Origin of the sequence: Pseudomonas izuensis, from assembly GCF_002356535.2 — a bacterium.
Taxonomy (GTDB): Bacteria; Pseudomonadota; Gammaproteobacteria; order Pseudomonadales; family Pseudomonadaceae; genus Aquipseudomonas; species Aquipseudomonas izuensis.
The window spans coordinates 2,880,952-2,904,683 of record NZ_AP017423.2 but is presented as its reverse complement, the minus strand read 5'-3'; the positions used below and the strand labels follow the sequence as shown (position 1 = coordinate 2,904,683).

The window sequence follows — 23,732 nt, the reverse complement described above, 5'->3', positions numbered from 1 at the left end:
TCCAGGTATCGGCATCGCTTGAGCGGGCCCAGGCACCGGCCGCACACAAGTACAAGCCGTTTTGGCTTGCTGTGGTCTGGTTTTTCACCAGAACACGGGCACCGGCGGTTACTGAGATGCCGTCGATGGTCTGCGTACCTGACAAAGCAATGTTCGCGGTGGTCGCCACCAGTACCGAGGTTTTGATATCGAGGCCGCTGATCAGGTTGTCGACGTACTGCTTGGTCGCAACATGCAGCGCGGCAGTTGGGTCGGCTGCCAGGTTGATTTGCGCCCAGGACGGCGTCGCGCCGCTGTGGATCGACTGAGGGAGCGAAAACACCACATTCCCCGTGGCGCCTGACACGATGACCTGGTTGGCGGTGCCCACAGCCGACAAGACACCGGTGTTGGTCAGCGTCGGGTTGCCCGCGACGCCGTCACCGTTGCTGACGCTGAGGCCCGATCCGGTCGCAATGCTTCGGGCGGCGGCCGTCCCTGGCCCCGTGTTGGCATAAAGCCCGGTAGCAACCAGTGCGGCCAGCGCCGTCAGGTCGGAGTCCAGTGGTTGCGCATCGGTGATGCCATAACCACCCAGCGTCGTCGGTTTGCCCGAGCCAATCTTGGCCCAATCCAGTGCCGGAATATCAGCCGCTGCCAAGAGTGCCCCCGCCGTTGCTCGCCCGTACTGGTCGACAGTGAGCTTGGGGTAGGTGCCAGCCGTGATGCCACTGGCACTAAGCGACACTGTGGGGTTGCCTGCCGCCGCATCACCATTGGTGACCGACACACCGGCACCCGCCACGATGCTGCGTGCCGCAGCGGTACCGGAACCGGTTCTGGCGAGCAGGCCGTTGACGCTGATGGCAGCCAATGCGGTAAGTTCCGGATCCAGTGGCTGGGCATCAGTGATGCCGTAAGCGGCTAACGTGGTCGGATTGGTGCCGGCCATCACGCGGCCGTATTTGTCGACCGTGACACTGCGGTAGGTGCCGGCGCCGATTCCGGTACGCCCACTGATCATTTCGAAGCTCAGCGACGTGGTACCCAGGACGATCGGCGCATCGGTGATCAACTGCCAGACGCTGTCGCCGCTGAGGGTGCCTTGCTCGACATGCACGAACAGACCGGGGGTGACTTCGACACTGGCGTCGGCATCCGCTGCTCGGGACCAGGCGCCGGTGGCCGAGAGGTAAATACCATTGTCCTTGGCAGCGGCCTGATTTTTGACCAGAACACGGGAGCCCGCCGGGACGGCAGTGCCATCGATGGTCTGTACACCACTCAGGGTGATGGCGGCCGTGGTGGCAACCAGTACCGAATGCTTGAAGTCTTGCTTGTTCAATTCTTCCAGCACTTTCGCATCGACATAGGCACGAGTCGCCAGCACCACGCTCGGATCGATCTTCAGTTCGACGTTGCTGGAGTTGCTGACGATCATGTTCATCCGCACGATTTGCGTGCGCCCGGAGCCCTGCGCAAGCAAAGGCTTGAACGACGGCGCGCAGTTGGCGATGGCCACCAGGTCATTGTCTGAATCGTACAGGCCGATCTCGCGAATCCACCAGCCGCCGACGTCCTCCGGTATGACTTGCTCGGCGATGATGATCGCCGCGTTCGTCGGGTCCAACTTGAGTTGATTCAAAGGGGCACGACGGCGTTCGTTGATCAGGGCCGTCTGTGTCGCAGAGGGCTGCGGGTCGGTGCCGTTGGCGTCGCCGACTGCCATCTGGGTGATTTTCCACGGTATCCCCAACGCGTCGGCTTTCGCCTGTTTGGCGACGCCGACGTTGGTGAGGATGGCAAAAAACTGTGAGTTCTGGTCGATCATGAGTAGACATCCAGGGTATCAATGATGTGGTCGCGACCGCCTCGGCCGATTACGCCGCTGACTTCAATGTCACGTTGAATGGGCGGATAGACATCGATCTCGTCGCCCTCATGGACGGCGACATGAATGTTCAATGTGCCTTGCGTTTCGAGACTGATGGCCAAGCCGATCAGGTGCCGGGTTACGGGTTTGGCGTCGTCGATCAGGCGCTCCAGCTCCTGATACATTTCCTCGGTGATGCCGGTGTCGAGCACGCCCACTTTCAACGCAAACGTGCCGGGGACACCTTCGGGCTGGGTCTGGAACCACTCAATCACTTCGATCAGGTAGCCCAAAGGCTCGACCACACGACGCAAGGCACCGATGGTCCCTTTGTGCGCATGGATGTAGTAGGACGCCTTGATCGCGGCACGCTTGGTTGCTTCGGTCCAGCGGTAATCCCAACGGTCCACCGACCAGGCCCAGGCCAGGTGCGGCAACAAATGCACCGGGCAGGTGTCGGCGTTGTAGAGGTCACGCAAGGGAATAATGGTTTGCTCGTAAAGCGCGGCCTCCATGGCCCGCTCCAGTGGCGTACTGTTGATCGGCAAGAGACTTTTCATATCGTCCCTGCCAACTTCACGGTGAATCCGGTGCAATACGCGCCCTGCGCCTTGGTGGGGGCCAGGTCAACCCAGTCAACCAGCTCAACCCGGGACACACCGGCGACATGCAACTGGGCGTCGACCGCTGAACGGGCCACTTCGACACCCAGGCGCTTGCGTGGATTGATCCAGCCACTCAGGCGACTCTGTGCCTCAGCCAAACTGGCATCGGCTTCCGGGCCGGCGCCGGTCATGTGCAATATGGCGTCAATGCGATAGTCAATGATCTGCGCACTTTGTACCGTGACCCGATCACACACCGGCCGCACATTGTCGTCATTCAGCCCCGCCGCCACGGTGGCCAGGAGTTCGGCGCTCGCCTCACCCTTACCCTCCGAACTCAGCACCGTGACCGTGACATAACAAGGTTTCGGGCTTTCTGCCGTGGCGTCCGCCACCAGTCCTGAGGCGTTACGCGCATGCAGGATGTAACTGTTACGCGGGCCGGCGGTGGTCAGGCCTTCATAGGCCAACTGGATGCGCTCGCGAAAGGGGTCGTCTTCCTCTTTGACTTCGGGTACCGGCGGAACCGCCAGCAGATCCTCAAGCTGAATGACCAGGCGTTTGAGATTGACGTTGGCCCCCAAGTGGTCGAGGTCACTGCCCTTGGCGTGCGCCAATAAAAGCGCCTTGCCGGCGTCGTTGACCCGGGCGCGGTTGCCGACCTTGTTGTAAGCCCCAACCTCCAACACCTTGGTGACCGGGTCGCTTTCCAGCGCCGCGCTCCAGTTGTCGTCCATGTACCCACGAAAGACACCCAGACCTTCCTCGTACACGACCTCGAAATCTAACGGCTCCAGCACACTCGGCGCAGGCAGCGACGACAGATCAACGATGCTCATACGCCCACCTCCAACAAAACGCCGTCGCCTTCATACTCGCCGGCGATTTTCAGATTGATTTGCCCGCCTATCACCGAGAGGACACGCACATGGTCCAGCTTCAGGCGTGGTTCCCACTGGCCTAAGGCCCTGGCCGCCTCGGCTTGCACGGAGCTTTTCCAGCCCTCGTTGACGGGAAGGTCGACAAAGCGGCGGAGGTTGCTGCCATAGGCTGCGCGATGCCGGCGACTGCCCAGCGGGGTGCCCAGGATGTCCCCGATGGATTGGCGCAAATGCTCGATACCGGAGATGGGCTGGCCGGTGTGGCGATCCATTCCGATCATCAACGCTACTCCTTCAGCAACTCGAAATCGTCGTGGGCTTTCAGAAACCGGATGGCCTCGCTGTCGGCGCTCGGCACCTCAACCATGGCCTTGGCCACCGGCAGGCTGCGCTCGGTTTCCGGCAGGATCAGCAGGCGCGAGGTAAAGACCTTGTCGCGAAATTTCATCAGCGTCGGGCCCGGCGCAGCCAGCGTTTGCAAGACAGGTTCGGCTGCCGTTTGGGGGACGTTGGTGGGCACATCAGTCTTGGCCATGTGTTTGCTCCAGGCATAAAAAAGCCCGCGTATCGCGGGCTGTAGTGGATTGCATTTAATGCGTGTGATGGTTGCTGTTACCGCCGGCATCGATGATCGAGCCGTCACTGGTGATGTTCTGGGTGACATGTAGCGGACCGTCGATGTTCACCGCACCTTCCAGGTTAATGTTCGCACTGGTTACCTTGACGGCGCTGTCGGTGACCACCGCTTCGGTACCGCCGACTTGAATGTTCACCGTACCCGTGGGCAGCGTGATGCTGTAGCTCTTGGCTTCCCAGTCATAAACCAGCGAACCACCATCATCGAAACGCCAGACTTCCACGTGATCGCGGTTGTCCGGTTGGCCGCCGGCATCGCCATACAACCCGGGAACAAAGGTGCCCATCCCGGCCTGGCCGCTGGGATTGATCAGCACCCCCTGCTCACCCAGGCTCGGCGCGCGCCAATGTCGCGCCTTGCCCGCCGCCAAGCTGTGCCAGCGTACCCACGCACTGACCCAATCACCGGACTGCACACGGACGGCGGCCGCGGCCAAATCGACACCGACCACCACGCAGGGCATCAGCATGGCGGCAATCATGCGGTCGTGTTCAGCGAGGGCATAACTCATGGCACGTTGTCCGCCGGGAAGAATTGCTCCTTGGGATCATCATTCAAACCGAACCACAATGAACCTGGAGGTTCATCTGGCCATGGCCACTGCTGCGGACCGAGGTAGATCTGCTGATCCCACTCCACCAGCCAGACGGTGTAACCATCCAGCTCCGGCCGGGTCCAGTCTTGCCCGGCTTGGATGAACTGCGCCGGCTCGACTTCCAGACCCCAGGTCTGTGCTCGCAAGATCAACGCCAACTGAGTAGCCAATTGCACGGCCTGTTGATGGTGATGTCGCTGGATCGAGTCAACGACGATGCGCGCCTCGAACTTGCACACCAGCGTGGTTTCGCCGGTGCCGATGTCGGTCCCGGGTTCGAACTCGGCCATCTCCAGAAACACCGCCGGCAGCGCCACACGGTCCTGAATTTTCGGCCACGCGGTTACCTCGCGCACGCCCGGCAATGCAGTAGCCAGGTGCTGTTCGATGGACCGGTAGAGCTGGTCCAGGCTAAAGGGCTCTTCCGACACGTCATCACCCCTTCAGGTACTTGTGCAGTTCAAAGTTGAGTTCCTGTTGCAGAATCTCCATCAGGCGCTCATCGGCCTTTCGCACCCAGGTTTCGAAGTGCGGTCGCGCCTGTTCCAGGGAAACCTTGGCCTTGGCCAGCGGGAAACGGCTGTCGTTCTCCGCGATCCAACCCGAGCTGGCACCGCCCCGTGCGCTGACGGTGCTGTCGGGGTAGTCGTCCGGGTTGAAATGCTTGCTCGCCGTGCGAATCCAGATGTCAGGCTGGTTGCCGTAGACCTTTTTGAGGAAGGCGCCCTGATAGCGGCGCCCGGCCACCGACACACCGCTGCCCGTCTGCCGAGCCCGGCCGATCCGGCTGGACTCGATGGCGTTCAAGCCGAACCACAGCTTGCCGCTCGTGGCCCCGCCGGTGACCGGGTAACTGCGCAACCGCTGACGCACGGCTGCCACGGCGATGCGCTCCTGTCGGCTGACCGCCCGGGCAATGTGCGTGCGCAACCAGCCCAACGTTTTGTTGATCGCCCGGCGATGCGCGGCAGCGGCCGCTTTTGGCACCGCCTTCGCGAGTTCTTGGAACGCCTGCAGGTCGGCCGACGAGGTCTGAATGGAGATCATCCCGCCGCCAGCCGAGGGCTTGAAGTGGCTACCGACACTCATGCGCGCATCCTCAAGATCAGGGCGACCAGGCCGTCACCGCTCGGCTCCAGCTGCAACAGGTCGTAATCACCGCCGCCGTCCAACGCCGGCAGATCGACACTGACCAACATCCCCTGTTCTAGCCCCGCCGAATCGCTGACGCGGATCTCGAAGCGTGGTTCGCGCAGGCCGGTGTTGAGCTTGCCGAACTTCGGTTGCAGCCAGGGGGCCGCGAACATGCCCAGGACGGGTTTCTCGCGGCCTTCGATCCGCGCACTGTCGCCGAGCGTTTCAAACACCACGTCATCGATGTCGTCGACCAGGTCGCGAAAGGCCATGCTCAGAGCTCCAGCAGGATCTGCGCCAGTGGCCGCGTGCACAGGTGCAGCGGGTTGGACTGGGCCTCACCGGCCATGCCCTTGTTGAACGGCAACGGCTCGATCTTGCTGTAGTACGGCAAGCCCTCGGTGTTCACCGTTTCCATGTAGTCGGCCGGGGCAAAGGTCGAGATGTACAGATCCGGCACGCCTTCCGGAATTAGCAGCGCCTTGTCGTCGTGCACGAACGACACGCCTGCGACCTTGCCGCGATAACGCTCCCAGACGATGCCACCGAACTCGAAACTTTCCCGGGCATCGCCACGCAGGGCCGCCGCCTGTTGCGTGTTGAGGTAGGTTTGCGTGACCGACTTGTGGCTGATCAGCTTGTTCCAGAAGTTCTTGCCACAGAAAGCACGGGAGCCGGAGCTGGTCACGCTGCCCAGCGCGTCCTCCTGCATGTCCAGCGCCTCACCGGCACGTACGCGCACATCGGTTTCTGGGTTGTTTAGGCCCATCGTCAGTTTCTTGCGGTTCACGCCGAACGACTTGTAGATGTCGAGCAACACGGTCGTGCCGTCGGCATCCAGCACCTGGCCGTTGAGCGCACCCATGCGCTGGAATTCGTGTGTAGCGTCCAACTGCCGCCGCGCTTTGGCCAGACGCTTGTTGACCACGTCCTGCACCGATTGCAGCTCAGTGCGCGTGCCGAATGCGCGAATGCCTTGGATCTCATCGGCCTTGATGGTGAAACGCTCCGGCAGGTGCACGGTGTTGAACGGGATCAGTTTGCGCTTGCTGCCACCGACCACCAGGCCCGAGGTACCGCGCTCACCGGCCGGTACCAGCGCGAGGGTGTCACCGTCTTTCTCGATCTGCACGGTCAGGGTGGTGATGCCCTCTTCGCGGAACAAGCCGAGACCGCTGATGCGTCCCGGCAGGTATTCCTGTTCGTTGATTGCAGCGGTCAATGCGGGGACGCTGAAAGCGTCGTCTTCAAAAATGGCGATATCGGCCATGGGTACTCTCCAGAAACGAAAAATCCCGCACGCGGCGGGATGCATAAACAGGGATGAACGACTTAGCGGACGATCAGAAAATGCGTGGACAGGGCTTTTTCAGCGGCCGGATCGAGGCCGGTCAAGTGGGCTTCGCTGACCTCGGCCAGCCGCACCACCGCGCGACCACGACGAACCACATCCGACTCGCCGAGTGGGCCATACAGGATCGCGATGGCGTTTTCCGTACCGTCTTCGGCGGTCGGCGCGTAGGGCGCAAACTCGTTGGTGGCGGTAACCAGGCCGAGGATCTGCCCCGGCTCCAGCGCGGGGCCGGCCGCGACGTTGATCGCCTCGCGGGAAATGTTGCCGGCGCCTTCGGACAGCAGGAACTCGCCCGCATGCATCGGTTCTAGTTTGAAGGTCATGCTCTTGCTCCTTTCGAGGATTGAGATTGCGCAGCCTGACGGGCGGTCCAGATCGAGGACGCATCGGGTTGTTTGGCTTTCACGGCGGTGACCGGGTCTTCGTTTTGCGGCAGGCTGTTGTCGATCTCAAAGCCCCCGCCGCTGCCAACCAGCCTGTCAAACAGACGGGCACGTACAGCGCCGGTATCAAGCCCGGCCTTCACGTATTCCACCGCGCATTCCGGCAAGCGGGCTGCCACACACAGGTCGCGGATCGCTTTAGCCTGCGCCAGTGCAGCCTGGACAGTGGCCTCATCGGCCAATTCGGTGGAGGCAATCAGCGGCTCGATCAGGTTACTGATGCCGGCTTGATTGCAGGACTGGGTGATCAGCAACGCCAGCTTCGTCGAATCGAGCACCGGCGCTGTGGGCTCGGGGTTTTCCACCACCGGTTCGATGGGTTCGACCGGTTCAGTGGGCTCGCTGAGTTGATCGAGCAACGCCTTGGGCGTGTGCTTGTACTTCTGCATCACCGCGCCCTGCCCCAGACAGGCTTTGATCTGCACACCGTCGCCAACCTCGTCGGCCAGACCAAGGGCAACCGCTTCGCGGGCAGTGAGCCAGGTTTCGGCATTGACCAGCCGCCGCAGCTCGACCTCGTCGATGTCCGGCGCCTTGGCCTTGTACGCCGCGATGATCACTTCCAGTGCCTGATCCAACGCCGTGGCGACCTTGCGCAGATCTTCGGCACCGCCCGAGGCGTAGGTCCAAGGGTTGTGGATCATCAGCATGGCGTTTTCGGCGACCACCACACGGTGCGCGCCACACACAGCGACACTCGCCGCGCTGGCCGCCAGTGCATCAACGCGGCCGGTGCAGCGCTCCCCCAAACGCGACAAGGCGTTGTGGATCGCCAGGCCGTCGAACAGGTCGCCGCCGATGCTGTTGAACGCCACCACAATCGGCGAGGTGCCATCATCCAGCGCCGCCAGGTCCCGCACAAACTGATTGGCGGTGATGCCCCAGGTACCAATCTCGCCATACACATAGACTTCGATGGTGCGCTGATCGGCTTCGCCACTGGCTTTGAGGTTGTACCAGTGTTTGTCCTGGATCGACGGCTGGCCCTCCAGCTTGTTGAAAATCCGCAGGGATGGAAGCAGTTTCATGGTTTCTCCTGATCGTCGGGATGGGTGTCGACCTCGACGAGCGTTCGGTAGTTGAGGCCCAATTGGCGGGCACGTTGGGCGTCGGCGGCGTTTTCCGCGTCGACCGTCTCGGCGTCGTAACCGGTGCGCAGGCACATCTCGCTGCGCGAACCGAACCCGGCGTTAACCTCCAGCATCCGAGCCTGCACGTCCTGCACCGGCTGGATGTAGGCCCAGCCTTGCGGTACCCAGCGTGTGCGCAAAAACTCACGACGCCGCGTGGCGTAGTCCGGCAGTTCAAGGACGCCAGCCAGCACCGCCATGTCCAGCCAAGCGGCACGAACTGGCCGGCAAAGCTGGTGGATGTAGACGTTGAATTGCAGTTGTTCGAGCCGGCGCCGGAACTCGTTGAGCACCACCCGCAACGCCCGGTCGTTGATGCCCTTCATGTCACCGGTGAGGATCTCGTATGGGGTGTCGGTGCCCGCCGCAGCGGCCATCAGTTGCTGACGCATGAAGTCGGGGTAGTTGTTGCCGGCATCGGGAGGCTTGGAGAACTCCACCTCCTCCCCGGCGCCCAGCTCCTGCATGGTGCCCGGCTCCAGGGCGACCATGGGCGTGAAGCCGTCGCGGTCGGTGGTGATCAACTGACCGGTGACCGGATCGCGCGGTTGTGGCCCCATGTCCTGCGATGGCCGTTTGATGAAGCCGGCAAACAGGTTGGAAACCTCCTGCCGGAACAACACCGCGTCGTCATAGTTATCCAGGCTGCGCAAGCGCTTGAGCACCGGCGACATGCGCGGTACGCCGCGTAGCTGGCCCGGCTCCAGCGGTTCAAAGATATGCAGCACCTGGCTGGCCGGCACCCGTACCAACTGGTTGTAGCCGCTGTTGAGCGACGACGCGTCACGCGGGTGCGCACGGTACATCCAGTAGGCCACGCGTTTTCCGGCCGGGTTGAACTCGATGCCGGCGCGAATGATGTTGCCGTCGCGGGTGGCTTCGAACTTGTCGTGCGGCACGAATTCCGGGGCCAGCGTCTGCAATTGCAGCGGCACCACCAGCCCTTCCTCCAGACCACGAGGACGCAGCCGGACAAAACATTCGCCCGCGGTTTCGACGGTGCGCGCCACCAGTGCCTGCTGACCGTAGAAGTCGCACAGGCCGTCGGCATCCGACTCATCAACCCAGTCTTCCCAGAGCTCCTGCAACAGGTTGCGCAGCGCTTCGTCCTTGATCTTCGGGCGCGGCGTGATGCCTGTCCCGATCAGATTGCTGACCCGCTTGTTGATGGCGTTGGCCGCATACGGGTCGTTGCGTACGGCCGCCCGCGAACGCGCTCGCAGGTTACGCAGCGCCGGGGTATTGATGCTGTTGATGCCGTTGTCAGTGGCATCCCAACTGGCCGAACGGCGGCCCTCCCCGGCGCCTTCGTAGCTGGCCTTGATGTTGGATGGCAGCAAGAATCCGCTACGAGACAGCGCCGGAAAGTGTCGAGCCATCAGATTCCCTTGCCTCCATGACTAAGCCGCACAACCCGCGAACGGGGGCCGGCAGCGCTTATCAACGAACTGCGGATCTCTTCGCGAGCCCGGAGCAGTTCGTCGACGGTGCGGTATTCCACCGTGCGGTCGCTGTAGCGCACGGTTTTTTCACCGCGTGCGATGGCGCGCTCGATGGCTTCGAGGTGCTTTTGGGTAAAGGACATAGTGAAATTCCACTGAATGAAGGAGAAACGAGTAGGAACAGCACCCTTGTTGTAGCTACTCTCAACCATCACTTTCTTGGCATAGGTATCTAAGTGACGAAATCAAACATTGAACGCTTCGATGAATACGCAGGGCGGATTTTCGCCCATCTCTATGCAACATTTCCGATACGAGTGAAGATCGGCGACTTTCAATTCATGCCCGAACCCCCAGCAGGCGAGCATTTCGACTTCGAGCTGTATTCAGAAGAGTCAAAGTTTGTTGAGTCCACAATTTTATGGCTGAGGGACGCCGGCTATATTTCAGGTCGGGTCATTGCACTTGGGTTACTCGACGCTGTGCTTACGACCAAAGGTTTGGAGGTTTTGAAGGCAACTCCCTCCAGCTTGGCTAACGGCCCCACTCTGGGTGACCGAATTACCGAGGCCGTGCAAGAGGGAGGTAAAGAAACCTTGCGCGGCCTAGTCTCTGAAGCTTTGGGGATTGGTGCTCGCCTACTCAGCCCACTAGTTGGACTTTCCTCATAGCTATCTCCGTTTTAAGTATCCACTGGTAGAACTGCGGCGTTGAGGTGACGGTACTGCTGGTCGCAATTGCACGATTGGGGCAACAGGTAGAGGAGCCGATTGCGCAGCAGCTGGTGTTGCTGGGGCGGTGAGGTGCTCGCCCCGAATAGGCTTAATGCCCGAGGCATCATCGAATAACCCCGACTGCGCCAGGGACTGCCGCACCCTTTCCCAGTCGTGCTCCTTGTAGCGATTGAGGCCCAGGTAATGCGCCATGGCCAGGCAATACACCATCAGGTCGAGAGCTTCGTTGCGCTCGGCCTTACCCTTGACCCATTCGATGCGCTTGTGGCCACGGATGTAGCGTGCGACCTTGCGTTCCGCGACGCATTGATCGAAGAAGTCGTCGGGTAGGTCGTTGGCGAAGTGCAACGCACCGGGACCGCCTTCGAACGGGTAACGGTTGTAAATCCAGTCCTTTGCCGTGTCGGTACCGACGAACCACAACTCAGCGCCGTTGCGTTCGGTCTGACCTTTCCAGGTGACGTCGACCATGGATGGACGCTGAGCAATGACCGGCTTGCCGGGTTTGCTCGCGCCCTTGATGGCGAACACGTTGCGCCAACGGCGGACACGGCAGAACTGGTAGACCTCGTCGGTATGGTGACCACCGGAGTCGACCGCGACCGCCAGAATGCCGAGGCCGACGCCGCACGGGTGGCGATATTTGGCCTTGAGCAATTCATCCAAGGCGGCCCAGGTTCGCTCGTCGGCAGGGTCGCCCGAGACGATCTGGTAATCAATGACCCAGCGCTCCATGCCGATGCCCCAGCCCATGGCCATGAACTCCAGGCGATTGGCCTGAACGTCGACGGCACCGGTGATCATCAGCACCGCCGATGGCATCGACCCCAGCCCGAAGAGTTCCAAACGTGCCCGTGCTCGCAGCACATTGGCCTTGGTCTGCTCTTGTGCAGCGTCCCAGACCTTCGCCAGCCGGGTGTTGTAAAACACCTGCATGGGCTCAAGATCACCTTTGGCCTGAGCCTTTTTGGCTTTCTCGAATTGCTTGGCCAGTGACCTCCAGTCCATCCAGCCGAGCGGCGAATACAACGCGTTGAGGTGGAAGCCAACCGTCTCGCCGTCACCTTCGGCGTGGGCACGCCACTCGCCATTGGCGAGCATTTCGCCCTTGTGGAACTCTTCGATCAGCACATCACAATCAGGAGAGTTGCACTGGTAGTGCACCACGCTAAAGTCTTTCGAGTAATGCAGGTGCTCCCATTCCAGGGTTTGCATATGCCCGCAGTGTGGACACGGCACGTAGTAGTATCGTTGGTCGCTGCCGTCGAACAGATCGGAAATGCGCGAAGCACCCTTGATCGTCGGTGAGCTGGAAAAGTAGAACTTGGCGTTACGGCCGAAGGTGCTGCCTCGGGTTTCCGCCAGTTCGATGGGGTCGCCTTCTTCGCCGATGTCCACTTCCCAGCGGTCAATCTCATCGCCGTACACGTAGCGTGCCGACAGCTCCGACAGGTTGGCTGCCGAGCCCGCTGTCGTGACGTATAACGTACCGCCTTCAAATTCCTTGGTGTCCATGGTGTTGCGCGAATCCCGCGAGCGGCTGGCTGCCACGCGCTCACGCAACACCGGTGTCGCTTTGATGGTTTTGCCAATCCGCGACGACACCCGTTTGGCCAGGCCCAAACTGGGCAGCAGCGCCAGGATGTTCGACGGCGCCATGTGCATCAGGCCGCCGATCCAGTTGAGACCGATCTGGGTTTTCATCAGCTGCGACGCGACCATGGTGATCACGCGCTTGCAGGGATGAGCCGGCGACAGGCAGCGCATTGGCTCGCGGGCGTACGGTGTACGTGAGGTGCGGTACTGGCCGGGCTCAGCGGCGCCGGTGTCACGCGGGATGCGCATGTACTCATCGGCCCACTGATCGATCCAGACATCCGGGTCGGGCCGCAGCCCACGGAAATACGCCTCGCGGTACACCTCTGCACCGTCAGGAATATCCGTAGGCATAAGGTCAACTCGTGGTCAGTGCGTGTTCAAGGTCTGCTGAAGAAATGCGCTCGGCATCCTCCAGCGAGCGACGGATCGCCGCCGTCAGGTGTTTTTCGATTTCCCAAGGGTCGGTCATCGAAGCCAGTTCAGGAGCCAGCTGCGGAGGCATGCCGAGCAATTGATCGCGGAGCATGCGGCCGGCGTTGTAGGCGCCGGTCTGCACCGCACTGGCTGACACCAGTGAACCCTTGGCTTTGTGCAACTCGATCTCGGCGAGTTGTGCCAGGTTGTGTTCGCGCAGTGCGCGGGCCTTTTGGAAGTCCGGCAATTGCCCGGTGGGGACAATCACTGGCGGCGGCGCAGCCATTGAAGTCGGTTCGACCTGGCTGGACAGCTGGCTATACACGTCGCGCTGCAGCCGATCTTGATGGTGCCGATCAGCGACGGCAGCCTTGCTCGGGTCAGCGGTGTCGCGAATCAACGCTTCGCTGGCCGTCACATCCACCTGTTTCCCGTCTGCGGAGAGCACCAGCCGGTTGTTGTTTTTCAACCAGGTAATGTAACTGGGTGCCCTGCCGATGCGAGCCGCGAAGGCGCTCTTTGACAGGTACATTGGTTCTGTCATAAGCCCTCCTTTTCAACGGCTTTTCAATGCAAACCTTTCAATTTCAATGGATTGAATTTCAGTAAGCTGGCAACCCTGCCGCTAACAGTTTCCCGCGGGTTTCCGACCCCGTACCCACCGGATTGCCCCAGGGTCCCTGCCGTTTTTGGCTGCCCTACCGACTTGGAAAGACGGACATGGTTGCGCGAGTCACAGCTTCTAAGATCTTGCGAGTTCGATGACCTGTATAGGGGGTGGCCTTCGGAGAGGATCCTAAAAATCCAGCACATGAACCGGGCGCCAGTGCTGTACTACCTATCGTAGGCAAAGACTGCCATGCTTCATACACATAGGCCCGTCTGAACGAACCGACGCCCGCAGAGAAATCAACCGCTCAATAGGGAGCTTTGAATGGTCAAGAACCTGTTTAGTACAGCTGAAGATTATCGGCACTACGCTCAAAAAAAGAGCAATGCGCATTACCGAATGAGCGAGAAAGCCAAATCGAAACACAACTTTCTAGGTATCCCGGTAGCTGCTTCTACGACAATCGTGGGTACGACCATTTTCACAACGCTCAACTCAACATCGCAGAATCTGTATGTGCAAATCGGAATTGGCCTTCTTTCACTATCAGCCGCAGTGCTTGCGGCACTTCAGACATTTTTTAATTTCGGTGATGTCGCTACTCAACACAAACAGGCTGCCGCAAGCTATGAGGCAGTCAGACATGAACTGGATATTTTCTTGCTCAGGCATGGTGCACTGTGTGAGGACGAGCCACTGGATGCGCCTCTCAAAGAATTACGTGAAATCGCAGCGGAGTTGGACGATATAGTGAAGAAAGCACCCAGCGTCCCTGACAGCGTGTATGACTCGGCGCAGACCAGGGTTGCAACTAGGCCAATACACCGCCTCTAGCCCCTCCAAGCCCGACTGGGCATTTAGGCTTTCCACATAGCTCGCGTTCCGGTTTCAGGTCCTTCGTGGTGAGTCTCAAATGTCCAACCGTTTAGCCGCCCAGCGCTCATAAAGACCGATGGCAATATCGGCGCCAGCCATCGCGGTCAAACAGCCTAAGCTGCCCGCCGTCCAGACCGTCATGCCAGCGCCAATCATCAGCATCATTGCCGACACACCGCAGACGATGCAGGCACCGGACCGAAGCGCGAGCCGCCGGAGCAATGCCCAACCTCGCGTCCCATCCTTGTCAGCACGCCACATCTCCCCCGACACGCCGCCAACCAGAGACAGGAGGATCACTAACCAGATCGGCATGTCTGCCAGCGCTTGCTGTTCGTTCGTCATCGCCCTACTCCATAAACGCAAAAACCCGGCGCAATGGCCGGGTTTGGTGGTGTGGTGCCTGCCGCTCTCTGCGGTCGCACCTATCGAAGATGACTACTTTTTACAGGTAGATTCCGGTGGCAGCAACCCCGTTTTAATGCCACCCGGTGAATGTCTGGGCTACGTCTAGCGAATGTCGGTGAATATCTTTATTTCGGCTTTCAGCGCCTCCGGCGCTGTCCTGCCTGTCCCACCATTCTGAATCAAAGTAGGACAGTTGCAGCCCTTGAAATTCGCGACCCTGCCCTACTGTCCTACCTTTTTTACTTTTCTCTCGTGTATAGAGAAAAAGCTAAAAGCACGCGTGCGCGCCATGGGCGCGAATACGTGTTTGCTACGCACATGTGTGCATGACGTGGGTGAAGGTCGGACAGTAGGACAGCCCGGCAACGACGCGGCTCGCGCCTGTCCTACTGCCGTAAACGACGGTAGGACAAGGCCGGACAGTAGGACAGCGGCAAACGAACGAAGGCCAGGCGTCATGCAGCCTTTCCCATCAACAGGCCAGCGATCTGCAAATGCGCTTCGTGCAGCCTCTGGTAGTAGGTATCGCGGCTACAGCCGCAGTGGGTGTACTTCTGCGAAAGAAAGCTTTCGTGATTGCAGTAGTGCTCCCACACCACCACCGACAACTGCGGCGGCAAGTGCTTGTTGACGATCAGCTCAATATCCGCAGACTCATCCAACAGCACCCTACTGCCCCGTGTCCCCCGGATCAGCTCCCCCTTGCACTCCATCAGCATGGCAATCATGTTCCCCCCGCTTGCCCCACCATAACCTTCGGGCATCGGCGAATGAAGGTCCTGCGCCCAGAGCTTGAGCATTTCATCAATACGCTTAATCAAAGCAAGGCTCCTCAATCGGTGCCTGCTGCAACGTAGTACAACGCCTCCAAGTGGCAGGCTTCTGATAAGCCCATTGCCGCACACCGCTTTTGGGTAAAGCAGTTAGGCGTTTTTTACGCCAACCAAGTCGATGCATGATTGCCCCAACGCGCATCTGCTCCGGCCTCCCCCAATGACCGAAATCCAGTTTGAGGGCCTGGCTCAGAATGTCGTTGCCGGTCGTGGTTTCGCCAATCTGCGACTCCTCCAACCATTGCAGAATTGGCCCTTGCCATTCGTCCACCACAAAGCGCTCATCCTGCGCCTCGGCAAACATCCACGATTCATCCTTGGTCACCCACCAGATATCACCAGCCTCATAACAAAACACCGTTTCGGCCCATAGCTGGTCACGGATCTCGCGCAGGGCATCGAGGTCCACCTTGTTGCAGAACACCGGCCAGTAACGCCGGTTACCCGTGGCGTCCTTGAGGTATTCCTCTTGGTTGGTGGTCCCCACGAAAACACACTGGCGTGGCACGTCGTTCGTTCGGCGGCCGTAGCTCTCGCGGTAGGTATCGATGGACGCCGAAAAGAACTGCTTGGCCTTGGTGCTCTCAGCCTTGTTGAAGCTGTCCAGCTCCCCCAGCTCGACAATCCACTTGCCACGAATCGCCTGAAAGCTGTCCTTGTCGCCCAGGGCAAACGGCGTGTCCATAAACCACTCACCACCGAGAATCCCCATCGAGGTGGACTTACCCTCACCCTGTCCGCCTTCGAGAATCAAAACCGAGTCAGCCTTGCAGCCCGGGCGCATCACCCTCGCCACGGCCGAGATCAGCCAGCGCTTACCGACCTTGGCCGAGTACTCGCTGGCCTCAACGCCGAGCACGTCGGTCAACCAGCTTTCCAACCGAGGGACGCGATCCCACACAAGCTTTCCCAAATACTCACGCACTGGGTGAAAGGCATGGTCATGCGCAACCACACTGACCGCTTCGATTACATGGGACGCCTTGACCCGCAAGTTGTATTGCTGCGCGAGCCACTTCATCACCCGCATATCATCGATGTCGGCCCAGTCACCTGCACCGCCACCGTAAGGCGCTGCACGCAGCTTGATGATCTTCGAACTGAACACGCTGTAGCCGATCACCCCAGCCCAGCGTTCGTCATTGCCAAGGATCAATTCGACATTCTGCATATGCGCGATCAAGGCACCGCTTTCACTGCGGGCCAGCATGTCCTTCCAGCCGCCCGCAGCCGGTGGTTTGACCACCGCCAACACCTGGCGACGTACCGCCTCCAAACCCTCGGCGACATGCAGGTCGTTGAAGTCGGTCCACTTGTCTTCACGCTCGCCGGAAAAGATCGGCGCAACCACCTGGCCACCGACGATCAGCGCGGCATTGTTCGCCTTTTCTTCGCCAGGGTTCCACGGCTCACCATTCGGCCGCTTGGTTTTCCAGTCATCATCCCGACAAACAATCAGCGGGCAGCCGGGGAAACGCTCGCGCATGGCCTTGCACACCACCAACAAATTGCCCGCATCGAAGGCGATTGCTACCGTCAGCGAGGTCGCCATATGCAAGCTGGCGCCTGTGGCGTAACCCTCACATACCAGCACCGGCTCACCCGGTTCCGGGTGGGGCCCAATCAGGTGAAAGGCACCCTCTTTCGACATCCCGTAAGGCCAGTAGGACTTGTCCCGGCCGGTGTCTTCTTGCTTGCTGGGAAACACCACCTGTAGGCCAACGATCTGATCCCGCACGTTGCACATAGGCACTAAAAACGCGCCAGAGCGCGGTGCGTAACGAACGCCGAAACCAACGATCTGCTTTCGATCCAGATAGTCGCTGCGGCCCTTCACCGGCATGCGTTTAAACAGCCCGGCTGCCCGATTCGCGGCACGTCGCGCTGCATTTGCAGCGATATCGGCAGCCCGGCGCTTCGCCTCCTCCTGCCTTGCACGCATCACCTCACGCTCTTCGGGCGACATCCGACCGGCCTTGACCTTGATCTTCTGTGTCTCACCCGAACGCCAATCGCCGAAGCTGCCGAAAATCAGCGTCTCATCTTTCTCCGTGTGATGTTCGTGGACTACATACCAGCCGTTCTTTTCTTTACCTTTGTCCTGCGCCGTTTTGCAGCGAGTCAGTTTGCCGAAAATCAGTGGCTGCTCAGGCTCCAGGCCGTAGTCTGCGAATTGACCCAACACCTCATCGAGCATGGCGAGCCTCCCGCTGTTCTTCAATTGATTGGCACTGTACACACTGCGTGCAACCTGGTGATGCGACTCGGCGACCTTCAGGGATCGGGTCGTCACATCCTTCGCAGAACAAAAACGAATGAATCACCGATGCAGACTTGGCGGCATTACGAGCCGCAAGCGCCTGATCGATCCGCTCCTGCACCAGATCGTTAGCGAAATCAGCAATATCAGCCACGGTCAGCACCCCGCGTCGTCTGGTTAACGTACGTGGCGCGGTTGAACATCCCCAGTAGCCCCTGAATTCCGCGAAACACCTGAAGGCGAATGGCGGCTAACTCCTCGTCGGAGACCACTCCGTCGCCGATGCTTTTGGCCCAGGTATCGGCCAGGTCAGCCACCTGCCGAAAATACTCAGCGATACCAGTGGTCAACGTCTCGGGCATGTCATTGGTGTACGCCTCGGCCAGTTCCTGCCAGGTCGTGTCACCAACCAGGGCATGCACCGCATCCAGAATGCGGCGATCCTTGGTCAGTTCCAGGATCTCGCCGAACTCCTGAATGTTCACCGTGTGGCTGGGATGTGTTGGAGAGAGTTTGTGCTGCAGCGTGGTGGCGTTTCTGCCGGTGGTGGCGGCAATTGCAGCGGCGCCGCCGGGGTAGTCCCGAGCAGCATGGTAAAGCGCGAGATCGAGCGGCAGGACTTCCCGCTGCGCCCGTTCTACAGAACTCAGAGCAATTCGGCTCATGGCATTAATCCTTACAGGTTGCCAGTGCCTCGCGACATGCAGTGGTGTTACATTTGCCGCGTGGCTTGAAAGGGCCCAAACGCCGGCGAGGTCCGCAAGACCAACACCGGCACCGTGCCGAGGCGAACAATCCGTTGTTCACCCCTGGCGCAACAGCTGCCCAATCTGTGGTGGAAAAGGCAGCAACACCAAGGCATCCGTGCCTTGGAAAGCGCAGTAAAGGGAGGTGGTTAGCATGTGGTGTGCCCGCCTACCTTTACTGCGACCCGACAGCGCTGTGGTGGTGCGTGTCGGGAGGAACTGGGCGGCCTTAGGGTCGCCTTTTTTCTAGCTATGCTGCAGCTCTATGAGATGCGGATGCATGTAGCAGCCAATCTGCTTCAAACACATTGCCCTTCTGCTTTGCTGCTGTCGCCAAAAGCGCAGCGTATTGGGTTTCACCTGTGTAATCGGTTCGCGGTAAGCATGCGGCTTGACGCCACTTGTTAAGCGCTTGATAGCTCCGGTCGCAAATTTTTGCGGCGGCCCCAATGCCGCCTACGGCTTCAAAAGCGAATGCGATGGCATTCGGAAAATCTGCGGGGTCCAGCATGGCAACCTCCATTTATCAACTTTCAGTTGATGTTATAGATCAACTGACTATTGCGCAACCTTTATGAGACTCTCAACTCATGGTTGATAAAAATGCACTCCGCGCAGCTTTCAGCGAGCGCCTACATGAAGCACTCAACGATGCTGGCGTACGTAGCCGAGGTCGCGGGGTTGACATCCATCGTCAGTTGAAAAACTTAGGAGTTAATAAAACCACGCAAGCCATAAGCAAATGGCTAAACGGGGAAGCAATAGCTGAAGCGGATAGCATGGTTGCGCTTTGTTCTTGGCTGAAGGTACGGCGAGAATGGCTAGAGTATGGGGTGTTGCCGAAAGAGCTCACTGTCGAGCGTAATCGTCGACTAGCGGCGGGAGATGAAAGCAACGTTACTGAAGTTAACCACCGTTTTGGGAAGGTGCCGTTAATCTCTTGGGTGCAGGCTGGCGCTTGGTGTGAGGCGATCTCAAATTTCGAAGCCTACGATCCTGACTCATGGCTTTCGTGCCCCGTTCCTATTAGCAATCAGGGATATGCTTTGAAGGTTTTGGGCGATTCGATGACGAATCCTGGACCAGGCCGAAGCTACCCAACCGGATGCATTATTTTTGTCGACCCTGAGGCTGAAACGAAAACCGGTGATCGAGTGATCGCCAGGGTTCCTCGCACTAACGAAGCTACGTTCAAGATTCTCGTAGAAGATGCAGGCAGGCAGTTTCTGAGGCCAATCAATCCGCAATATCCAATCATTGATATCACGGAAGAGACACATATCTGTGGCAAGGTTGTTGGATCTTTTATTCCCGAATAATCGAATCTGCAGCTTTCAAGTTTACATACTTACGCCATCATTGCATCAAGACCAGCTAGAGCAGCAGACTCCAAACCTTTTTCTACTACGGACCCTATAAGGGTCATAAGGTATACTTGTTCCGCAGGCGTCTGCGCCTCCATCAACTTGTTTCCAAGTTGAACTACAACATTACCAACACTATTATCAACCATATTGTACCCCCCACACTTGAGCACAAATCTCAGCAATCCACAGATTTCAATTAACGCAATACCTTTTTCAGTTAAAGGCATATAAAAACCTGCGACCTCAATTATGCGAATATGCTCCGCATAGTCATGAAAATGCGGATGGCAAAATTTATAGTCATCTGGATCTTCCGGAAATTTTCTACGAGTTCTTGAGGGCTTAACAAGAACCTCCTTATTAGACTTACTTCCATTGCAATCCTTGCAACTAACGCACAAATTTTTAGGCTCAAACATAAACTGAGGATTTTCATCCTTAGCAATTATATGCTCCGCATCCCAAACACCCAAGTGCCCAACAACTATATACTGCTTGCAATACGGACAGGTATAGTTTTGAGATTTCAAATAGTGTTCTTTTATTGCCTCTTTTACATCAGCATATTCGCCCTTATGAGTATTTTTCCAAAAATCACCTGTTTTAGATTTGAACGGGAGCGCGTTGAACTTATCAACAAGAATTTGCTGCTCGACGGTATAAACTACTGGAACAAGCTTTAGATTGGCTACCATCGCTCAATCACCTTTCACTCGTAACAGTGCACTTTCCAATAGCGAAATCAGCCGCAACACGGGGTCATCACGTTCCAATTTCACCTTAAGCGAAATGAGTCGATTCAATATCTCAACACGCTCATCACTCAAGGGGAGTCCAGAACCTAGAGTGCTCAACGCACTGAGGACCTCTCGGGAAAGGTACTCATTTTTGAATCCGGGCGTATGAAAAACGTTTGCTAACTGAAAGTCAGCGGATCTTTTATTCATCAACTCGGCAGCAGACAAAACATTGTTTTCGAGGTCCAATACAAAACAGTTTTCATTACCCAACTTAGCGACAATTTGCGGCGAATGAGTAGCAATAACAAAATGACAACGCTTGAAACGACTAAACATAGACATTAGTAGTTCAATGTAGCGCTCCTGCCACTCAGGATGCAAACAAACCTCAGGCTCATCAATACAGATAAGGGAGCCATCCTCAATTTGACTTGCGATCCCTAGCATTGTCATTACAACACATTGCTCACCCGAGCTAGCGTCTTTTATTTTGATTTTTTTATTATTCTTCTCTAACGTCACATCCCTTAACCGCAACAATCCCATAGCATGTAGATAATGAAAATATTCATCTAGAGGCTCTCTATTATTTGCATCTATCACGCCTTCAGAACTCAACTCGACAGAAATCGTTGCCTTTTCGTGCTTTGAGTCATATTGCTGCATACATAGCAGAATTTTTTCCAACACAGCATGTCGTGTTTTTTTATTACTTACCGCTCTTCTAATCTTATAGTTTATTATATTTTTTATATACTCCTCCAACTGAGCAACTGGCTCCGGAGAATTTATTATTTTCTTCAACCCACTAAGCTTAGAAACGAGATGAAACTCGGCTTGGATTTTTTGATCGTATCCGAGATAACTCAAAGTACGTACTACAGAAAGGGCGTTTGAGGGATCCGTACGCATCGCCCGCATCAGAGCACCTATAATTTGGCTCAGATATCCCAAGCCAAGATTATCATTCATTATCCCTTTCAAACCGAGATAGCAATATCCCGCCCTTAAGTTCATCTCCCGCGCTATAGTCATGCGTTCAAAGGGAAACTTATCAAAAGGACTAGTCGAGACTGCTATTACCTTTCTTGGCACCTTTCCTTCAAACGATGAAGAAACTTTTATCGGCTCAACAGTTGCAGTTTCTTCAAATAAACCGGGAGGTGTCAACGCGTTTATCAAACTACGCAGCAGTCGACTTTTACCAGAACCGTTGCGACCTACAATCGTTGTATAAATATTATCGGTTAGATTTTCATTATCATGAAACTTAAGTTGAACCCCATTGAACAAGCATCCTTCAATCACCGCGAGCCCTCCCTGCCTAAAATTAAACGAGCAGGGTAACCAGATGGGATGTAGATCGCAAATAGCCATCACCATCCTTTCTCAATCTTTTGGCGCATACGCTGGTGGTCAATCATAAGCAATTGACTTTAATCAACCATCAGTTGATATTTGCTTCACTCTTCCACCACAGAGCGAGGCAAAACCATGCACACCACAGCCACCCTACACGTCCACCCAACCGCAGCTAACCCCTGCCGTATCTTCGAAATTCGTCGCCTGGCGCGCGAATGCGGCTGCTCGTTTGCCACCACCAAACCGAAGCCGAAAGCCAATACTGCACCTAGTCCATTCGATCCGAACGGCGGAGGTCACGCAGCATGAGCAAATTCCAACTCGACAACCGCACCCTGCTGTTGCTCAACGCGCAGGTCAACCTGACCGAGACTTTTAGCCACGTATTGCGGTCCGCACCCAAGCGCGAGGCCCTGGCCTTTCGCCTCAAGGTTGAACGCGGCACAACGGAGACTATATTCGTCGTCGAGCTGGGCAGCGAACGCCACACGCTGACCTTGCACAACGAAAAGAAAATGCATCTCAAGCTGGCCGATTTCATAGAGGAGATCGCCAACGGCCCTTTCGACACAAGCAACTCCGCTGATCTGCTGTATTTGCCCCACGCCAAGCGCAAATACGGAAGGCTAGATCTCCAGGACAAGCAACGCTTATTCGAGCTGATTATCACCGGCGGCACCCTGGGTCTGGACATGGGTTTCGATCTCCCTCTTCACGTCGCGATCCACCGCACGCATACCCGGCCCGGCGTCACCACCATATTGAGCATCGGCGTAAAGAGCCCACGCACCAAATGCTTCACCGTGTGCGGCACCGATTCCGAGATATACGGCAAGGTCGTCGAGTCCATCAACCATCTGGCTGCTGCGGCGACACCTGCCGCACACGCTGCGTAAGGGGGATGCCATGGAACGCACACTCGCTCAAGCCGCAAGCCAACTTGGCCTGACTCGGCCCAAGCTCATCAGCCTGATGCGCGAAAAGGGTCTGCTGAACGAACGGAACCTGCCGGCCTACCCCACCCGTGACCGCGACTATCTACGGGTCAAAGATGGTCACTGGTACCACGACCAGCTCGGCATGCAGTACAGCCAATCAACCCGGGTCAAACAGCCTGGCATTCGCTGGCTGGCCAAACAACTGGGCCTGGAACCACCAGCCATCCCGGTAGATGTCCGTGACGTGGCCTAGGGAATACGCCCGCCAGATCATCGCCATGCGTACACGTGAGGAGCGCAACACCGCGCTCCTCGAAGTACCCGAGCATCTGCGGGAGCTGACCAAGTGCCACTGCCTGAACGCCTGGAATCACCCGTCACGGTTTAATCGCAAGGAGGCCGCACAAGCCCATGAGTCACACCAATCAAAATCCGCTCCGGCTGATGCCGGCACCAGAAACCGTAACCGTTGAATTGCTCTACCGCACCTTCGGCGACGTGCTTATCCCTCTGGAAAAACTTCGCCTGCAGTACTTCCGCAACCTCAATGAGCAGACGTTCGCATCCGACCTGGACAACGGCCGCATCCCGCTACCGGTGACCACGCTCAAAGACAGCCGGAAGTCCTTCAAGTACGTCCACATTCGCCACCTGGCGTCATGGATCGACATCAGGGCCTACTCGGCGGACGAGGAGCAAGCTAAGAAACAGACCGATTCAACCCAGCAAAACCAATAACCCCAAACGGCCGCCACCACCGGCCAACCGCAAC

General features: G+C 57.8%; 29 protein-coding genes and 1 pseudogene. 6 read left to right on the top strand and 24 right to left on the bottom strand.

Annotation, left to right across the window (positions count from 1 at the left end; genetic code table 11):
* Positions 1–694 precede the first annotated feature (694 nt).
* The 14 genes and pseudogenes from LAB08_RS13080 to LAB08_RS13015 form a co-directional block, all read right to left on the bottom strand.
* Positions 695–1,810 (bottom strand): annotated as a pseudogene (locus LAB08_RS13080) (phage tail protein); the annotation flags it as partial.
* Positions 1,807–2,412: a phage tail protein I gene (locus LAB08_RS13075; RefSeq protein ID WP_096511807.1), complete on the bottom strand. Its 606-nt coding sequence runs from the start codon at positions 2,410–2,412 to the stop codon at positions 1,807–1,809. The gene LAB08_RS13075 and the pseudogene LAB08_RS13080, both read right to left, overlap by 4 nt.
* Positions 2,409–3,296, bottom strand: coding sequence for a baseplate assembly protein (locus tag LAB08_RS13070; protein WP_096511808.1), 888 nt, complete (start codon positions 3,294–3,296; stop codon positions 2,409–2,411). The genes LAB08_RS13075 and LAB08_RS13070 overlap by 4 nt, the downstream gene beginning before the upstream one ends.
* On the bottom strand, positions 3,293–3,619 hold the full coding sequence (locus tag LAB08_RS13065; protein WP_096511809.1) for a GPW/gp25 family protein: 327 nt from the start codon (positions 3,617–3,619) through the stop codon (positions 3,293–3,295). The genes LAB08_RS13070 and LAB08_RS13065 overlap by 4 nt, the downstream gene beginning before the upstream one ends.
* A 5-nt stretch (positions 3,620–3,624) precedes the next feature.
* The gene (locus tag LAB08_RS13060) at positions 3,625–3,873 is read right to left on the bottom strand and encodes a hypothetical protein (RefSeq protein ID WP_096511810.1); all 249 of its coding nucleotides are present in this window, start codon (positions 3,871–3,873) and stop codon (positions 3,625–3,627) included.
* A gap of 55 nt (positions 3,874–3,928) precedes the next feature.
* Entirely contained in the window at positions 3,929–4,486 is a 558-nt protein-coding gene (locus LAB08_RS13055) for a phage baseplate assembly protein V (protein WP_096511811.1), read from the bottom strand.
* A complete protein-coding gene (locus tag LAB08_RS13050) occupies positions 4,483–5,001 on the bottom strand; it encodes a hypothetical protein (RefSeq protein ID WP_096511812.1) in 519 nt (172 codons plus the stop codon). Before LAB08_RS13050 ends, LAB08_RS13055 begins: the two co-directional genes overlap by 4 nt.
* 4 nt (positions 5,002–5,005) lie before the next feature.
* Positions 5,006–5,659 carry a hypothetical protein gene (locus LAB08_RS13045; protein WP_096511813.1) on the bottom strand — a complete coding sequence of 218 codons (654 nt, stop codon included), beginning with the start codon at positions 5,657–5,659 and terminating at the stop codon, positions 5,006–5,008.
* On the bottom strand, positions 5,656–5,976 hold the full coding sequence (locus tag LAB08_RS13040) for a head-tail joining protein (protein WP_096511814.1): 321 nt from the start codon (positions 5,974–5,976) through the stop codon (positions 5,656–5,658). Before LAB08_RS13040 ends, LAB08_RS13045 begins: the two co-directional genes overlap by 4 nt.
* A gap of 2 nt (positions 5,977–5,978) precedes the next feature.
* The gene (locus LAB08_RS13035) at positions 5,979–6,974 is read right to left on the bottom strand and encodes a major capsid protein (RefSeq protein WP_096511815.1); all 996 of its coding nucleotides are present in this window, start codon (positions 6,972–6,974) and stop codon (positions 5,979–5,981) included.
* A 62-nt stretch (positions 6,975–7,036) separates the two neighbouring features.
* The gene (locus tag LAB08_RS13030; RefSeq protein ID WP_096511816.1) at positions 7,037–7,381 is read right to left on the bottom strand and encodes a head decoration protein; all 345 of its coding nucleotides are present in this window, start codon (positions 7,379–7,381) and stop codon (positions 7,037–7,039) included.
* A complete protein-coding gene (locus tag LAB08_RS13025) occupies positions 7,378–8,529 on the bottom strand; it encodes a head maturation protease, ClpP-related (RefSeq protein ID WP_096511817.1) in 1,152 nt (383 codons plus the stop codon). Before LAB08_RS13025 ends, LAB08_RS13030 begins: the two co-directional genes overlap by 4 nt.
* A complete protein-coding gene (locus tag LAB08_RS13020) occupies positions 8,526–10,010 on the bottom strand; it encodes a phage portal protein (protein WP_096511818.1) in 1,485 nt (494 codons plus the stop codon). Before LAB08_RS13020 ends, LAB08_RS13025 begins: the two co-directional genes overlap by 4 nt.
* Positions 10,010–10,216 (bottom strand): phage head-tail joining protein, encoded by a 207-nt coding sequence (locus tag LAB08_RS13015; RefSeq protein ID WP_096511819.1) that lies wholly within the window; start codon positions 10,214–10,216, stop codon positions 10,010–10,012. Before LAB08_RS13015 ends, LAB08_RS13020 begins: the two co-directional genes overlap by 1 nt.
* Before the next feature lie 93 nt (positions 10,217–10,309).
* Here LAB08_RS13015 and LAB08_RS13010 point away from each other — a divergent pair, with 93 nt between their 5' ends.
* Entirely contained in the window at positions 10,310–10,744 is a 435-nt protein-coding gene (locus tag LAB08_RS13010; protein ID WP_096511820.1) for a hypothetical protein, read from the top strand.
* Here the strand turns inward: LAB08_RS13010 and LAB08_RS13005 are convergent, their stop codons facing one another.
* Complete coding sequence (locus LAB08_RS13005) at positions 10,745–12,757, bottom strand: phage terminase large subunit family protein (RefSeq protein ID WP_096511821.1); 2,013 nt, start codon at positions 12,755–12,757, stop codon at positions 10,745–10,747.
* 4 nt (positions 12,758–12,761) lie between these two features.
* A complete protein-coding gene (locus LAB08_RS13000) occupies positions 12,762–13,364 on the bottom strand; it encodes a terminase small subunit (protein WP_096511822.1) in 603 nt (200 codons plus the stop codon).
* A gap of 390 nt (positions 13,365–13,754) precedes the next feature.
* Here LAB08_RS13000 and LAB08_RS12995 point away from each other — a divergent pair, with 390 nt between their 5' ends.
* A complete protein-coding gene (locus LAB08_RS12995) occupies positions 13,755–14,264 on the top strand; it encodes an SLATT domain-containing protein (RefSeq protein WP_096511823.1) in 510 nt (169 codons plus the stop codon).
* Between the two features lie 75 nt (positions 14,265–14,339).
* Here the strand turns inward: LAB08_RS12995 and LAB08_RS12990 are convergent, their stop codons facing one another.
* The 6 genes from LAB08_RS12990 to LAB08_RS12965 form a co-directional block, all read right to left on the bottom strand.
* On the bottom strand, positions 14,340–14,651 hold the full coding sequence (locus LAB08_RS12990) for a phage holin family protein (protein WP_096511824.1): 312 nt from the start codon (positions 14,649–14,651) through the stop codon (positions 14,340–14,342).
* 518 nt (positions 14,652–15,169) lie between these two features.
* A complete protein-coding gene (locus LAB08_RS12985; protein ID WP_096511825.1) occupies positions 15,170–15,535 on the bottom strand; it encodes a PA0613 family protein in 366 nt (121 codons plus the stop codon).
* On the bottom strand, positions 15,528–17,744 hold the full coding sequence (locus LAB08_RS12980; protein ID WP_096511826.1) for a VapE domain-containing protein: 2,217 nt from the start codon (positions 17,742–17,744) through the stop codon (positions 15,528–15,530). The genes LAB08_RS12985 and LAB08_RS12980 overlap by 8 nt, the downstream gene beginning before the upstream one ends.
* The gene (locus LAB08_RS12975) at positions 17,734–17,961 is read right to left on the bottom strand and encodes a TraR/DksA family transcriptional regulator (protein WP_096515416.1); all 228 of its coding nucleotides are present in this window, start codon (positions 17,959–17,961) and stop codon (positions 17,734–17,736) included. Before LAB08_RS12975 ends, LAB08_RS12980 begins: the two co-directional genes overlap by 11 nt.
* On the bottom strand, positions 17,954–18,472 hold the full coding sequence (locus tag LAB08_RS12970; protein ID WP_172901606.1) for a phage regulatory CII family protein: 519 nt from the start codon (positions 18,470–18,472) through the stop codon (positions 17,954–17,956). The genes LAB08_RS12975 and LAB08_RS12970 overlap by 8 nt, the downstream gene beginning before the upstream one ends.
* A 331-nt stretch (positions 18,473–18,803) precedes the next feature.
* Positions 18,804–19,064: a hypothetical protein gene (locus LAB08_RS12965; protein ID WP_096511828.1), complete on the bottom strand. Its 261-nt coding sequence runs from the start codon at positions 19,062–19,064 to the stop codon at positions 18,804–18,806.
* Between the two features lie 79 nt (positions 19,065–19,143).
* Between LAB08_RS12965 and LAB08_RS12960 the strand changes: the two genes are divergently transcribed.
* Positions 19,144–19,872 (top strand): LexA family protein, encoded by a 729-nt coding sequence (locus LAB08_RS12960; protein ID WP_096511829.1) that lies wholly within the window; start codon positions 19,144–19,146, stop codon positions 19,870–19,872.
* Between the two features lie 29 nt (positions 19,873–19,901).
* Here LAB08_RS12960 and LAB08_RS12955 read toward each other — a convergent pair whose 3' ends face one another.
* Both LAB08_RS12955 and LAB08_RS12950 read right to left on the bottom strand, forming a co-directional pair.
* Positions 19,902–20,615 (bottom strand): HNH endonuclease, encoded by a 714-nt coding sequence (locus LAB08_RS12955; RefSeq protein WP_096511830.1) that lies wholly within the window; start codon positions 20,613–20,615, stop codon positions 19,902–19,904.
* 3 nt (positions 20,616–20,618) lie between these two features.
* The gene (locus tag LAB08_RS12950) at positions 20,619–21,968 is read right to left on the bottom strand and encodes an AAA family ATPase (RefSeq protein WP_157755709.1); all 1,350 of its coding nucleotides are present in this window, start codon (positions 21,966–21,968) and stop codon (positions 20,619–20,621) included.
* Between the two features lie 359 nt (positions 21,969–22,327).
* Here LAB08_RS12950 and LAB08_RS12945 point away from each other — a divergent pair, with 359 nt between their 5' ends.
* From LAB08_RS12945 to LAB08_RS12935, 3 genes are all read left to right on the top strand, one after another.
* Positions 22,328–22,918, top strand: a complete 591-nt coding sequence (locus LAB08_RS12945) for a hypothetical protein (protein WP_096511832.1) — start codon at positions 22,328–22,330, stop codon at positions 22,916–22,918.
* Between the two features lie 10 nt (positions 22,919–22,928).
* The gene (locus tag LAB08_RS12940; protein ID WP_096511833.1) at positions 22,929–23,213 is read left to right on the top strand and encodes a phage antirepressor KilAC domain-containing protein; all 285 of its coding nucleotides are present in this window, start codon (positions 22,929–22,931) and stop codon (positions 23,211–23,213) included.
* A 158-nt stretch (positions 23,214–23,371) separates the two neighbouring features.
* Complete coding sequence (locus LAB08_RS12935) at positions 23,372–23,698, top strand: pyocin activator PrtN family protein (protein ID WP_096511835.1); 327 nt, start codon at positions 23,372–23,374, stop codon at positions 23,696–23,698.
* Positions 23,699–23,732 lie beyond the last annotated feature (34 nt).

Coding starts and splice junctions, on each gene's coding strand:
- LAB08_RS13020 (WP_096511818.1), bottom strand. CDS start 10,010: ATGGCTCGACACTTTCCGGCGCTGTCTCGTAGCGGATTCTTGCTGCCA.
- LAB08_RS12945 (WP_096511832.1), top strand. CDS start 22,328: ATGAGCAAATTCCAACTCGACAACCGCACCCTGCTGTTGCTCAACGCG.
- LAB08_RS13015 (WP_096511819.1), bottom strand. CDS start 10,216: ATGTCCTTTACCCAAAAGCACCTCGAAGCCATCGAGCGCGCCATCGCA.
- LAB08_RS12935 (WP_096511835.1), top strand. CDS start 23,372: ATGAGTCACACCAATCAAAATCCGCTCCGGCTGATGCCGGCACCAGAA.
- LAB08_RS13025 (WP_096511817.1), bottom strand. CDS start 8,529: ATGAAACTGCTTCCATCCCTGCGGATTTTCAACAAGCTGGAGGGCCAG.
- LAB08_RS13040 (WP_096511814.1), bottom strand. CDS start 5,976: ATGGCCTTTCGCGACCTGGTCGACGACATCGATGACGTGGTGTTTGAA.
- LAB08_RS13060 (WP_096511810.1), bottom strand. CDS start 3,873: ATGGCCAAGACTGATGTGCCCACCAACGTCCCCCAAACGGCAGCCGAA.
- LAB08_RS13070 (WP_096511808.1), bottom strand. CDS start 3,296: ATGAGCATCGTTGATCTGTCGTCGCTGCCTGCGCCGAGTGTGCTGGAG.
- LAB08_RS12990 (WP_096511824.1), bottom strand. CDS start 14,651: ATGACGAACGAACAGCAAGCGCTGGCAGACATGCCGATCTGGTTAGTG.
- LAB08_RS12940 (WP_096511833.1), top strand. CDS start 22,929: ATGGAACGCACACTCGCTCAAGCCGCAAGCCAACTTGGCCTGACTCGG.
- LAB08_RS13035 (WP_096511815.1), bottom strand. CDS start 6,974: ATGGCCGATATCGCCATTTTTGAAGACGACGCTTTCAGCGTCCCCGCA.
- LAB08_RS12960 (WP_096511829.1), top strand. CDS start 19,144: ATGGTTGATAAAAATGCACTCCGCGCAGCTTTCAGCGAGCGCCTACAT.
- LAB08_RS12970 (WP_172901606.1), bottom strand. CDS start 18,472: ATGAGCCGAATTGCTCTGAGTTCTGTAGAACGGGCGCAGCGGGAAGTC.
- LAB08_RS12965 (WP_096511828.1), bottom strand. CDS start 19,064: ATGCTGGACCCCGCAGATTTTCCGAATGCCATCGCATTCGCTTTTGAA.
- LAB08_RS13065 (WP_096511809.1), bottom strand. CDS start 3,619: ATGATCGGAATGGATCGCCACACCGGCCAGCCCATCTCCGGTATCGAG.
- LAB08_RS13075 (WP_096511807.1), bottom strand. CDS start 2,412: ATGAAAAGTCTCTTGCCGATCAACAGTACGCCACTGGAGCGGGCCATG.
- LAB08_RS13055 (WP_096511811.1), bottom strand. CDS start 4,486: ATGAGTTATGCCCTCGCTGAACACGACCGCATGATTGCCGCCATGCTG.
- LAB08_RS13045 (WP_096511813.1), bottom strand. CDS start 5,659: ATGAGTGTCGGTAGCCACTTCAAGCCCTCGGCTGGCGGCGGGATGATC.
- LAB08_RS13000 (WP_096511822.1), bottom strand. CDS start 13,364: ATGACAGAACCAATGTACCTGTCAAAGAGCGCCTTCGCGGCTCGCATC.
- LAB08_RS12980 (WP_096511826.1), bottom strand. CDS start 17,744: ATGCTCGATGAGGTGTTGGGTCAATTCGCAGACTACGGCCTGGAGCCT.
- LAB08_RS12995 (WP_096511823.1), top strand. CDS start 13,755: ATGGTCAAGAACCTGTTTAGTACAGCTGAAGATTATCGGCACTACGCT.
- LAB08_RS13005 (WP_096511821.1), bottom strand. CDS start 12,757: ATGCCTACGGATATTCCTGACGGTGCAGAGGTGTACCGCGAGGCGTAT.
- LAB08_RS12955 (WP_096511830.1), bottom strand. CDS start 20,615: ATGGTAGCCAATCTAAAGCTTGTTCCAGTAGTTTATACCGTCGAGCAG.
- LAB08_RS13030 (WP_096511816.1), bottom strand. CDS start 7,381: ATGACCTTCAAACTAGAACCGATGCATGCGGGCGAGTTCCTGCTGTCC.